The sequence below is a fragment of the Paraburkholderia sediminicola genome, assembly GCF_046026855.1.
GTDB classification, from domain to species: domain Bacteria; phylum Pseudomonadota; class Gammaproteobacteria; order Burkholderiales; family Burkholderiaceae; genus Paraburkholderia; species Paraburkholderia sediminicola_A.
On the sequence record NZ_JAQQET010000067.1, the window covers coordinates 1 to 12,651 of the forward strand.

Sequence of the window (12,651 nt, forward strand, 5' to 3'; positions counted from 1 at the left end):
GAACGATCGTGCTTTTTGTGTATCAGAGACGCATCGCGACCCGACGGTCATCGTCAGCCAACGGGCGGTACCGGGTCACGAAGTCGTTCACGGTCAGCCGCAGCGGTTCGTCGCGCCGCGCAAGTAACTTTCTTTGTGCGACCGCGACGATGCGGTTGCGGCCGCTTTCGAATGTCTTGAGTGTGCGCGCGGCATCGGCGTTAGGCGGCAGCCAGAAGTGTTCTTCGAGTGCGTCACGTGCAACCGCGGCTTCGACCTCGCGCCCGCGGATCGGCAGTATGAAAACCACAACGCGTCCGGCCGGCGAGACGGCGGGCACGCGATCAAGAACTTCCATGAAGCACCTCGCCGATATTATTGGCGACCTTTGTATTTGTACAGCGCCGCACAACAACAAATCTACCAGAAGTTGAAAGCGGCACGATCGTCAATGACGCAACGATTCAACCTCACCATGTATCCGCTATTGATAATTGCCACGCGACGTACCTGCTCATTAATTTTTTCAGGCGGCCGTCGTGTTGCTGGCGGTTTTGTGTTTTGCGGTGAACGTAGCCGGCATAGACGGCTGGTTGCGTATAAGAAATCAACGTTCCTCGCTGTGGTGAGCTCTTCCGGGAGTAAACGTGAGCCACCATCTGGCGGACGGTCTGGCACTACAGCGTGACAGCTCCAATAAGGCCGAATTTACCAGCGAGAACGCAAGAGTCGTTTGTGAAGAAGCGTTCGTAGATCGTGGCGCGTATCGGTGACGATGTGAACATGAATGTGCATTGCACAGTCGAGCTGCTAACGCAGCACCCTCGTCTGCGCAAGGGAGTCGAGTAGAGAACGCGGAATTCGGTGAACAGACAGTCTGTTTAACTAAATAGATAAAAAAATGATCACTTTAATTATGTAAAATCAAAGTTACCTAACTTGCTCACCTCGGACTGCATCCCTCGGTTTGCGTAAAACTGTTCCCGCTTCTTGCAGAAATTTGTTTCTAGCTTCTAGCCGCGAAACAGGCGCCGCGTGATACCGCGAGCCCTGCCTCCATGTCACTGCACGGGTACCCTCGAACGAGAGCGCTTTCGTCGGAATTCAGATCGGCCACGTGCGGCAGGTGTCGGTAAACTTACAAAACTGCCTCAAAAGTCCGCCGGAGAATCAATTTTCTGCAAAGCGTCTTGAAGCAAACTTGTTCCTGATGCCTCTGCAAGCCCCGATTCGACTGGACGCGCGTAAGAACAAAATTGTGCAAACCAACGGCATCCGGCCGTTGAACGTATCTATCTGCGAGTTTTGTAACGTTTACGTTAGATTACGCGCCGCTTCCGATTTCCAGCAGGATTCCACGTGTCCGCAAAACAACGGCATGGCTGTCTGCATGAGTTTCCCGCCCTAACCAACGGCCTTTCAATCGCAGCAGTCGCCCGAACATTGCGCTGTTGCTCGCACACGATCCGCAACTACGTCGCCGGCCGTTCACCAATACCTTGGCATCGCATCGAAATGCTTCGCCTGCTCGCGCTTGAAACCTTGGCGACGCAAGGCAGTTCCAGCGACGGTATGACGGCCGACGAAACGCCTGTAGTGGCCAATATCGAACCCGGTCCCGCAGCTCCGAACGTCTCGGCACCGATTGTAGTCAGCGGCCGGCATTGGGCGGGTTTCGAATCGGGTATCGCGCATAGCTGCGCTGCTGCGAGTTCCGTCACGACTCGTTGGTATGTATTTCTTCAACCCAGCGCGGGCTGCAGCATCGACACGATTGCCCATCCTGGGCTTTTGTATCGGTAGTGCTTCGTAGAACCGTCTCCCGATTTTTTGGATCGGCATTGAAATGCTCCGGGGGGTCTCCAGCATCGGGGCGTCTCCAGGCGAGAAAATTGCTTGGAACGCGTGCTGAATGGGCGGCTGACTCAGGCCACCTGCATATGTAAATTAGGTACGAAAACGCGGGCCCGCCTCCGCCCGCTGAGAGATTTTTGCGCTTCCCGGTATCAATCGATACCGACCTTCGGCAGGAAGACAATGAAAGTAGCACCCTCCCCTGGTGTCGATTGAACCTGCAGCTTGCCGCCCAGCGAGTCAATCACAGTCTTGACGAACGCGAGTCCCAAGCCGTGGCCGGACCTTGGAGATTTCACGTCCAACTGGCTGAACTCACGAAAGAGTTTTTGTTTCTCGCGCTCTGATATGCCTACGCCTTGATCACACACCGATATCTTGAGATGCCGGTCTGTTTCCGCAAGCTGCACGTTGACGGTGGACGATTGCGGGCTATATTTAATTGCGTTGCTGATGAGATTGCCAAATGCGCGACGCAACAGTTGGACGTCGGCGATAGTACTTTTCCCTGGCTCTGCAGTGAGATTGATAGTCGTGGATTTCGTACTGGCCTCTGTCCACAGATCATCGATTGCGTCGCCTAGCACTAGGGCGGGGTCGACTGGAGCTAGTTTGGGCGGTAAGGTTTCTGCCTTTGCCAGAAAAAGAAAGTCGTCGGATAGGCGTAGCGATGCCGTCGCGTACTGCTCGACCAGTTCGGTGAATCTTTGAGCCGTAAAGCGAAGCGGATCACGTCGCATCTGATCAATAAGCGCGAGTATCGCGGCCTGAGGGGAGCGCATGTCGTGTGACAGGAAGCGTAGCGCCATGTCGCGCTGGCGTTCAGCCTTCCGGACAGACGAGACATCTGCGACGTGGAAGATCATTGCCCCTTCCTGTCCGTACGACGGCCTGATGGGTGCACATTTGATAAGGAGCGACCGCCCTCCTCTAGCATTCGAGATCTCAATTCCTTGTGCTGCCAGGAGCAGACTGGAAGCCGGAAAGTCCGTGACGTTCGACCATACGTCGAGGAGCGACAATGCCTGCGTTGCGAATTCGATCGCTCGATGTGACTCGGTAATCTCGAACAGTACATCGGTCACCGGACGCCCTGCGGGAGAAGAAGATTCGGCGCGCTTCACTTCCGAATCTTCACAGAGAGCGCAGACCCGCTCGTTGGCCAGAATGATGATGCCAGCGGGAGACGTTACCAGCGTGGCTTCGGGAAGACTGTCGACCCACTTGGAGACGAATTTCTGATAACGGCGTACCCGCCCGACCAGCGCCGCCGTCGCGCTCAATCGATGCTGGATCGGATCGATAAAAAAACGCCTGGCCCCAGATGCTTCGGGGAACGATGGCTCTTGCACCACTCTTGCCGATTCGAATGACAGGTAGTTCAACAGAGCCTCCTGCCGACGCCAGGCCAAAAGCGGGTAAGCAATGATGCAAATCAGAATGGCAGGTGCGGACGGCAGGATTAGATGCCAGGTCCAGAGCATCACGTAGGAGCATGCGGCTATCGCGGCTGCGATACTAATCGACACCACGAGGCTGGCGCGCGGACCGAGCAGATACAGGCACAGGCAGATCAGCGGAACCGCGCTTTCGTTGAACAGCAGCGCATGCCAGAAGCTAACCCGACGCGATAGCGTCGAGGTCGCCATCGCATTGGTTATTTCAGCAAGAAACTCCACGCCGTTGAGTGGGGCACTATCGACGACCGGCGTAGCCAGGCGCCTTCCCGCGTCATCGGCCGTAGCGCCCACCAGAACGATCCGCCCTTCCAGTCTGTCTGCGGGAACCTTGCCGTGTAATACGTCCACGTATGAGTACGTCTCGTAGGATCTCTCTCGCCCAAGTGGCACATAGCGTAGGCAGCCTGTGCCGTTCGCGGCAGCCGCAGCACGCTCCGCCTCGGAGCAATCTACTGAATTCATCCCGGCTGCGCGGAGTACCAGACTCGCGATATGTCGATTACTTTGCGCACCACCGGCCAGCATATAAAAGCTGCGGACAACACCGTCGTGATCCACGTGCACGCCAATATGGCCACTTGCATAGCTGGCAGCGGCAATCGTCGGATCAGACAGATAGGCCATCGATTTACCGGGTGCTTGCTCCCGGGAGAGCCGCGTCACCACCTTGCCGTTTAATTTAATCGCAGCGGCAAATGCCTTAACCTCCTCATCTGTTGCATGCGTCGCGTGTGCGGTGACCACATCGAAACCGATCGCAGCAACCCCACTTTGAGTCAATCTGTCGATCAACTGGGCGTGAAGCTGGAGACCCAGTGGCCAGCCACCCAGGCTGCCGACCGTACGATCGTCAATGGCGATCACAACGATTTTCCTGGGCGTAGTGCGATGAACAAAAGGGGCAGCGGCATCGAGGAATGCCAGGTCGGCGCGACGCAGTACCTGCGTGCACGTCAGTATCAGGCAGAACAGCATCAGCGTGACGGTTAAGCCCACCCACTCCCACGCCAGATTCGGGCGTGGTTTTACGCACGGGTCCAGCTCGTTTACGCTCTTTCGGCGGCGCAAGCCGAAGTCGGAGAGTCTTCTCCTCATGTCATTTCGCTTTATACCGGACACTTAAATGTATTTCGCCCAGCATCGTGCGTCCTAATTCATGAGTTGACCATTAAGCACGAGCGCGACGCTTCACTTCGGGTTAAGCCAAAAACCGCCAGGAAAGAATTTCTAATCGCTGAATTGGTCATGATTATTCAAATATCCCTCGTCGCGCGCACATCCCCCAATACCGGCATAAAACGGAATCTGGTGAGACCTCTCCTCGCGCCTATCGTAGTAAGGTTCGCTGTCGTCAGCAAAGGCCTCGGACAACCGTACGAAAGATACTAGACTTCGCAACCTTACAAGTCTGAACAATTGTCACACAATCTGTCTGCGGCCAGCGCTGACCGAGGCCGCGGCCGTACATGAGATTGGACGCACGCTCCGTGTACGCGGACGGGACATTCGCTGCCCCCCGGATGACCGAGCCCGCCGCCATTCCGGGCAGCAGCGTAGCCGACTCACCAGTGTGCAATCAGATTCGCGGCAATGTTTGGAGACGAACCGGTGTTTGCTCCGACACCTATCCTTGATAATTTCATAGAATCTTTTAGTATGTGGGTTTCCACCGACCTACATTGCGCAAGGCACTAAGCGCCGCGCCCGTTCGATGGGTCGCGCATCCCGCACTGAGCTGACGGTCCTCCGCTGCATTTCGCGATGGAGGTGGCCAAGCGTATCGCGCCTGAAAGCAGCGATAGGAACTACCAGGCTGAGATTAATCTGCAGAACTAACCCTAAGCTTAAGACTTCGCTCCTGGCATCCTTCGAGGCAAAATTCCTGTAATTAAATATTAATTACAGGAAGAAAAACATTACATCTCATTAAGATTTCAATTTAAATTGATTCTTGATAACGAAAACAAAATTTCAACAATCAACCTTTCAAATAATTTCACAACTTGACGCGTAAGTGTCAATCCGCTATAAAATCTCATGCTTTTAACTTCAGCGATTCCGAGATTCCATCCTTCAATTGCCGCTTATCTAACCGGCAAGCAGTATGGTCGTTTGCGACAGCGGAGCAACGGCACAGACCAGGCGGAACAACAATGCGACCGGCACTACCAGCAGGTCACGCCCCAATAGTTAGTGATGCGGAACGGGGCCTTGACCAGGATGAATTTTTCTTTGTTCTGCAACCGAAGTTAAGGCTGCAGAAAAATGAACTGACTGGGTTCGAGTGCCTGATCAGGTGGCGGCATCCCGAAAGCGGGGTGCTCAGGCCAGCCGCGTTCATCAGTGTCGTTGAAGACTCGTCCCTCGCGGGTCAGTTTACCGATTTGCTGATTGCCCGTGCCACGGGAATACTCAAGCGGTGGAAGACTGCCGGTTACGGCGATCTGTCGCTGGCCGTCAATCTGTCTGCAGCGGAGCTGGGCAGGAAGGATCTTCCTGACCGGCTATGCACTCTCTTTGGATCCCTTGACATCAATCCAGGCTGCTTCGAAATCGAATTGACAGCTGTTGTACATCCTGATCAGCTAGACTGGCTAGTGGGTGTCATTCAGGCCGTACAGGCAATTGGGGTTCGCGTCGCGCTAGACGATTTTGGCCACGGCTACGCCTCTTTAACACTTCTGCAGCAACTGCCCGTGGATATCGTAAAGTTCGATCGCTCGCTCATCATGCAAGCATCGGACAACGAAGGCTCCAGAAGATTGGTCGAGAGCCTGGTGTCCCTTGCGCAACACCACGGAAAGCAAAGTGTGCTGACTGGACTCGAAACAGCGGAGCAGTTCGCCTGGGCCAGAACCTTGCCTGGAATTGACGTGCAAGGCTTCTACATCGGTGCGCCTGTCGGGGAGGATGAAATCGAAGACGTGATCCGTCGCCATCGGCAAAGCGTAGGGAAATAGATACCCTATTCGCTTTACATGCGCGCGGTTGCGTTGCCCCGGTCTCGAATGCGGGATTTCGCCACTCGGTACGAGCGGCTGCACGCGCACTATCGGAACTTAACAAGGATCCTGCGACGGCAGGTCGACTTTGAGGATCGAGGCCGCGATGAATCTGTGATCGGTGAGGGCCTTTATCGCGAGTCGCCAGCTGAGCAATCAAGTGGAATCATGCCCTCGACGCTCAAGTGGCAGTTTTTAGCTTGTATTGCTGTTCGTTGTCGACTTCTCTGCGAACTTCATCGAGTCGATACCCATGTGTGTAAATTGAGGTTAGACGAAGTCCGTTCATTGGTGAGAGGACGAGCTTTTGCCTGATTCGATAGATATGTGTGTCAAGTGAGCGAGAATCATCGTCCAGCGCACGACCCCATACAGCCATTGACATCAGGTCGCGAGACATAATCTTTCCCATGTTTTCAAAAAAGAGCGCCGTAAGGTCGAACTCCTTCGCGGTGAGATCGATCTGCTTGCCGCGCAGCGTCAACTTGCGGAGTTCCAAATCGAGAACGTATTCACCCACACGAATCTGATGCGCAGCTTCGGCATGTCGTCTTGTACGACGTAGACGTGCGTTAATCCTGGCCGTCAGTTCGACGAAGCTGAACGGTTTGACTACGTAGTCGTCGGCACCAGCCTCCAAGGCCAGAACAATATCAACTTCCAGGACCCTACTGGTTACAAATATGACTGGGAGATCGGGGCCGATCTGTGCCCGGATCCAGTGGAGCAGTTCGAAACCACTTATTTTTGGGAGTTGCCAGTCCAGGAGCACCAGATCAACCGTCAACGACTTAAGCACACGTATGGCTTTTTCAGCATCCCCCACCGTGGATACGTCATAGCCGAGGCGCGTCAGAACCTTCGTCGTTGCGCTGGCCTGCACGGGATCATCTTCAACAATCAGGAGATGCATTGATTCGTCCGATAATCTATGTTTGGAGACCCGCAATCGCGCCCGATTTCTATCACGGCCGATTCAAAACAATGTGTTCGATATGGCAAGCACGCGCTCTAATCTTGCAGAATTCGTATGATTTCTTTTATGTCAGCCCAGTGGATGCTATTACCCAAAGGTATGATGATTGTGAACGATTGTCACATCAAATGTTGCATTTCGCTCGGGCCACGCATGATCGAGGCGATGCCCAAGGCTTACGTAGTGGAGCTCCGGCGAATCGGGAGAGCGACTTCGGTTTCAGACCAGGATTACCAGAGATTGCATTGTTTTACATTGCTGCATCGCCGTAGCGGCCAAAAATCATGCAACGAGATTCAACCTCGGTCCGGATTTTCCTCACGTCCTGCGACTTACGTCGCACCTGGGAATTTGAGTTATTGCTGAAGTAGCCACGTCTGGTAGACGGGGGAGTTACAGCGTTTTCTGCCCATCACTAGAATCTAAAGTAAAGGTTCATTTCAGGTATTCGATAGTGAAAGCTATATGTGTCCTCGCAGACTGAGCACCTCGCACTGACAGGATCATCCCTCCAGCTATGCCGGGGACAGGCTCCGATCAACTGGGTATGCTCTCAAATACCGAACGTCGATACGCAAACGGCGACAGGGTTGGAAGCAGCGATGGACAATTTTTTGCGCGGAGTTCTCGCTCTGACCACTGGCGGACACGGCGGGTGTTGTACAAGTACGGTGGAACCGCGAGCTTTGTGCATCACTAAACTCTTTGATGCCCGGAATCTACACACTGCGCTGCATCTTTTACAAGTTTCTCGTGATTATTTCGCCCCCAATCAACCCCACCTTTTAACGTTGACCAGGTATGAAGCTTGCGCGTGCAGAAACTCTTTTGGAAAGAGAAATCTCAACGGACGCATCCATGTCATTGTTCAAAGGGGCTAGTGCCATTGTTGATCTAGCGCGAGGTCTCAAAGCGCACGATTTCTTCTTTGCGTATCGACCGAGGTTAAGGATACGGGAACGGAAACTATGCGGGTTTGAACTGACAATGCAACGGCAACGTCCGTTGGACAGCAGCCGGGATTGCGCGTCGCTCAGTGACGCGGTTGCAGAATCGGCGGCTTCGGACAACTTTACTGATCTGATCCTTGAAACGGCCGGACGGCACCTCTCGCACTGGAAACAGGAAGGTCGGACCGGATTGACACTGTCTGTCAACATTCCCACCTCGGAGCTGGTACAGGCCGATCTTCCGGGTAAACTAAAAAGCTTGGTCGTCGCACACAAGCTGAATCCGCGACGACTTCAGATCACCTTGACGGAAACTCCCCTGGCAAGCAGCGTCGACGAGCTCGCTGACGCTACGGAGTTAGTCCAGGCAATGGGTGTAGGTATCGCTCTCCATGGCTTTGGGCCCAGGCAGAACTCTCTGGCGCTGCTTCATCAACTTGCGCTTGATACGCTTAGGATTGACCGATGCTACATGAGCAATGTGCCGGAAGACCCGGAATCGGGAATCATCCTGGAAACGTGCATCAAACTGGGCCATCGCCTTGGGAAGAGAGTTGTTCTGGACGGGATCGAAACGGAAGCGCAATTTACATGGGTCCACGAGATACACGAGGATATTGACTGTCAGGGTTCGCATATTTCGGAAGCCCTTCAAGCCCCGCTTCTGGAGGCGCTCATTTCCCTACGCCGTTATACGTAAGGAATCGATCATGGTGTTGCAGTGGCAGATGAATTGCCACGATTTGCAGCGAAAAACCGTGCGTTATTTCGGGCCGAAAAATAGCAATGCTATGCCCCCGATACAATCTGAATCCCGCGAGCTTCCGGTATGCCATTGAGCCTTGTCGGTGATGCAAGCTCAAACTCAAGAACAATACTCCTGGACGGCAACCTGGACAGGGTGGTTGGGTCCTGCAGACTGCTGCCTCTGAAGTAAGCGGGACTAGTTTCAGTCGCCGCGAGCAATGGAGTATTGGGCAGCGATGACCAGAAAGCAATGAACCCGTATCCGTCTTCCTGTTCGAACCTGTTGCACACGCCGCGCACACGTGAGCCGATTTGTCCCCATACGGGCAAGCCCGGCGGTGCATCACGGACAGGCAGAAGATTGGGGATGAGGTAGCCATTGATAAATTGATCTGCGACGTCCCGCAATTCCGCAGATACGCTGTCAAAACCCAGAACTTCGACCCTGCATCCTTTTTTCTGCAGCGCTCGCACAACTTCGACAAAGTCGCCATCACCAGTCGCGAGCAGGATCGTGTCCAGCGTGGCTGTCTCTGACAGCGCGTCCACGGCTATCCCAAGCTCCGAATTGGATTTGATCATCTCCACCCCATCTTCTTCCGCATAGTGCTTAAGCGGTTTGACAGTCACACGAAATCCTTTGTCCCGCAACGCTGCCTGGTAGCCTTTCACACGAGCTTCATATTCGGGAGAACGAGTCGCACGGCGTTCGTCGAATGTGAGATAGGCATGCAGTCGCTGTATAGCCGCGTCGGCCCGGCCCGCAAGCGCGCGAAGTACGTCGTATCGCATCCCGTGGCCGCCATTCATGTCTATGCTGGTTCCGTCCACATAAACCCCTGTCCGTCGCATCGTCATCATCCGAATTTCTTGCAGGTTTTGATTAGGCGACCGGATTCTATCCGGTGTACTTTCGCCACTGTCGTTAAGACTACATTGGCATGGGGGGCAACGGCGACAGATGTTGTTCGTGGGCCGGATGGTTGATTGTCGATCAGTGTTTGTTTTCGATAATGAGCAAGGTTCAAAAAGTTGTTCCATGAAACGTTCCCCGATCGACGCAGCACGTTCAGGGAGGGTCCGAGCATTGGCCGACGCAGCGCGGCGGTTAGTTCAGGTGATCCGGACGAGAGGCGTCGAAGATTCCTTTTCCGCATCACGCGGATCTGGTCGTCCTGTCAGATACAGAGCAACGTCCGGAGCCAATGGATTCGCTCTGGATCAAGCGCGCCGGTTACCCGAGCGAGGCGTAGCCGACGCTCCCGAATCCGTTGTGCTTCAGCTATGGCCGCTTGCTGTTATCGATACCCGGCGATCAGGTTGCAGACACGCGATAACAGCGCTGCTATACCCTTCCGGACAGTGCGACACCGGCTCGCTCGATCCCACGCCCTCTGCCTGGATGAGATTGCCATCCAGCCCATGGGAGATCAGGTAACCACGTACGGTGTTCGCTCGCGCTACCGATAACGGTCCATTCTCTTCGTTATTACCGATGCGATCGGTGTGCCCAACAACGAGAATCCGGGTCACCTCCTTGTGGCTCTTGATCCGCTCGATGGCTTCGTCGAGCTGTGCCCTTCCCGTGTGCAACATCGAATCGAGGCTTGATTTTCCATATGCAAACAGCGCATTCGAGTCGAGCGTGAAGTTTTCGATTACCTTCGTTGTGCCCTCTTCGGTCCTGGCTGCAGGCGCCGGTGCGGCGCCACACCTGAAGACAAGCAACCGGGGGTCGCTCTTGTCGCTGGACGGGCCACGCCAGCCATCACGGCCCATAACCACCGACACCGGCTGATTGCCGCATGTCCGCTCGGCAACCGCTCGACAGGTCGCCGACGTTTCGAGCAGACCGCCACATTCGACCCGGTACTGGTTTGTCCCGTCACTCAACTTCTCTGTGTAAAGGTTGTATTTCGGACCGGAAGCACTCGTACATGCTCCAAGCAAGGCCGCCACCGATATCGACGTCAACAGCGCATAAGAAATTCGAGAGATCATTGCATACTCCATAGTTCAGATTGAAAGCACGGTCATTTGCGTACAACGAAGCGCATTTACCATTGCATCGCGGCACCGACACCTACGGTACTGCCGCCTGGTGCTATGCCGACACCGGCTTTCATCTTGATGTTTTCCGTGATCCGGGCGGAGGCGCCAATGGCGACGGCCTGGTAGCCGCGATAGCCGGCCGTGCCTATGCCCATCGCAAGTGTCTTGTCCTTGTCGACTTCCGGAATCATGGTTAGCGCAGTCGCTGCGGCAATGCCCGAATACGCGTTGCGCGCAAGCGAATTGATGTTCCCCTGCAACGCGTCGACGCGTGAATCTGTATAGCTATTTGCCTGCGAGATGCCGGCATTCAGCTGATTCACGTTCACAGCGTCCGTCCCCTCGGTGCCGGCAGCGACATTAGTGACCTGGCGCTGGCTGGTAGCCGAACCGACAGACACGACGTTCGCGCGGCCGCTATCATTACTGTCGGCTCCGACTGCTGCGGAGTTGCTACCACTGGAGACAGCGCCCGTGCCCACGGCAGTAGCGTTATTGCCTGTGGCCTGCGAACCGTTGCCGACTGCAGAACTATTCGTCCCCGATGCCACTGCGCCGAGCCCCCCTGCCGATGAATTGCTCCCTGACGAAGCCGGCTGGGAAGACGGGCCTGGGCTCGATGTGAACGGGCCACTGCCTCCAGAGTTATTGTTCGTAATCAGACTGGTCAGTTGACTGGCGACGGCACTCAACTGGCTGACGTTGACGGCATCAGTAGGCGCCTTGCCTGCAGCCACACCGGTGATCTGCCGGTTCCCGACGTTGACTTCACCGACTGATGACTGTGGGCTGCTCAGACCATATGCGATGTAGTTCGTCAGAGCTCCGACCGTCGTCGCCGAGCCAGCGCCTAACGCGACACTGTTCGCAAACGTTGCGCTCGAACCAGAGCCCAATGCCAGCGCATCGGCTGCGCTGCTGTTTGCACCTGAACCGATCGCAGTGCCACCCGATGCGCTCGCGACGGCGTTTGCGCCTTGCGCGATCGATTGAGGACCGGTCGCATTCGCGCCACTACCCAGTGCAATTGCGTCGGCCTGTCCGGAGTTCGCAGCTTCACCGATTGCCACACCGCCTGGTGCCGTCTGCTGGACAATTGCGCCGTTACCGATACCCACTCCGTTATCCCCATTGACTACTGTCGTGGGCCCGACGGCGATCGATTCAGCGCCTACCGCCAGAGAATCGGCTGCCGTTGAATTTGCATGGAAGTAAAGCGTCGGCGTCACGGCAAACGCCTGAAGTGCGCCGGTCAACTGCCTGATCGTTGCCGCGTCATGCGGGTCCGTGCCGTCGGCGACATTGGTGAGCTGCCTGTAGGTGTTAGCGGACGCGCTACCGAACGAAACAGCGCCGAGCAGTGTCGCATCGGATGTGTTGAACGGTATCGAATGGCTTCCTGCCGGAATGGTGCCGCTTCCTGCCGCGATAGCGCGATCCGAGACGGAGCCCGAGCCGATCGCAACGCCGCCGTCTATCGAGGCAACCGCCTGTGCACCGAGTGCCGTGCCATTGGACGCGCTCGCCTGCGCCCCAGTGCCTGCTGCAAAGCTGTCCGCTGCGCTGGCTACCGCCTGGGGACCAATAGCGATGCTGTCGGTCCCCGTTGCCTGACTGTCCGTTAGCGTATG

General features: G+C 55.5%; 8 protein-coding genes. 2 read left to right on the plus strand and 6 right to left on the minus strand.

The features are described 5' to 3' along the window. Positions 1–22: 22 nt before the first annotated feature. Positions 23–337 carry a DUF1488 family protein gene (locus PQR40_RS38570; protein ID WP_408511238.1) on the minus strand — a complete coding sequence of 105 codons (315 nt, stop codon included), beginning with the start codon at positions 335–337 and terminating at the stop codon, positions 23–25. A 1,648-nt stretch (positions 338–1,985) separates the two neighbouring features. After that, complete coding sequence (locus PQR40_RS38575; protein WP_408511239.1) at positions 1,986–4,388, minus strand: CHASE2 domain-containing protein; 2,403 nt, start codon at positions 4,386–4,388, stop codon at positions 1,986–1,988. Between the two features lie 1,058 nt (positions 4,389–5,446). On the opposite strand from PQR40_RS38575, the gene PQR40_RS38580 reads away from it, so the two are divergent. Next, entirely contained in the window at positions 5,447–6,253 is an 807-nt protein-coding gene (locus tag PQR40_RS38580; protein ID WP_408511240.1) for an EAL domain-containing protein, read from the plus strand. A 223-nt stretch (positions 6,254–6,476) separates the two neighbouring features. On the opposite strand, the gene PQR40_RS38585 is transcribed toward PQR40_RS38580, so the two are convergent. Next, positions 6,477–7,208 carry a response regulator transcription factor gene (locus PQR40_RS38585; protein WP_408511241.1) on the minus strand — a complete coding sequence of 244 codons (732 nt, stop codon included), beginning with the start codon at positions 7,206–7,208 and terminating at the stop codon, positions 6,477–6,479. Between the two features lie 921 nt (positions 7,209–8,129). Here PQR40_RS38585 and PQR40_RS38590 point away from each other — a divergent pair. Beyond that, positions 8,130–8,921: an EAL domain-containing protein gene (locus PQR40_RS38590; RefSeq protein WP_408511242.1), complete on the plus strand. Its 792-nt coding sequence runs from the start codon at positions 8,130–8,132 to the stop codon at positions 8,919–8,921. Positions 8,922–9,010: 89 nt separating this feature from the next. On the opposite strand, the gene PQR40_RS38595 is transcribed toward PQR40_RS38590, so the two are convergent. The 3 genes from PQR40_RS38595 to PQR40_RS38605 form a co-directional block, all read right to left on the minus strand. Continuing rightward, entirely contained in the window at positions 9,011–9,829 is an 819-nt protein-coding gene (locus PQR40_RS38595; protein ID WP_408511243.1) for a LabA-like NYN domain-containing protein, read from the minus strand. A gap of 417 nt (positions 9,830–10,246) precedes the next feature. Beyond that, a complete protein-coding gene (locus tag PQR40_RS38600; protein ID WP_408511244.1) occupies positions 10,247–10,969 on the minus strand; it encodes an OmpA family protein in 723 nt (240 codons plus the stop codon). A 56-nt stretch (positions 10,970–11,025) separates the two neighbouring features. Next, the coding region (locus PQR40_RS38605; protein ID WP_408511245.1) for a YadA family autotransporter adhesin at positions 11,026–12,651 on the minus strand (1,626 nt) is incomplete at its 5' end.

Coding starts and splice junctions, on each gene's coding strand:
- PQR40_RS38600 (WP_408511244.1), bottom strand. CDS start 10,969: ATGATCTCTCGAATTTCTTATGCGCTGTTGACGTCGATATCGGTGGCG.
- PQR40_RS38595 (WP_408511243.1), bottom strand. CDS start 9,829: ATGATGACGATGCGACGGACAGGGGTTTATGTGGACGGAACCAGCATA.
- PQR40_RS38575 (WP_408511239.1), bottom strand. CDS start 4,388: ATGAGGAGAAGACTCTCCGACTTCGGCTTGCGCCGCCGAAAGAGCGTA.
- PQR40_RS38580 (WP_408511240.1), top strand. CDS start 5,447: ATGCGACCGGCACTACCAGCAGGTCACGCCCCAATAGTTAGTGATGCG.
- PQR40_RS38570 (WP_408511238.1), bottom strand. CDS start 337: ATGGAAGTTCTTGATCGCGTGCCCGCCGTCTCGCCGGCCGGACGCGTT.
- PQR40_RS38590 (WP_408511242.1), top strand. CDS start 8,130: ATGTCATTGTTCAAAGGGGCTAGTGCCATTGTTGATCTAGCGCGAGGT.
- PQR40_RS38585 (WP_408511241.1), bottom strand. CDS start 7,208: ATGCATCTCCTGATTGTTGAAGATGATCCCGTGCAGGCCAGCGCAACG.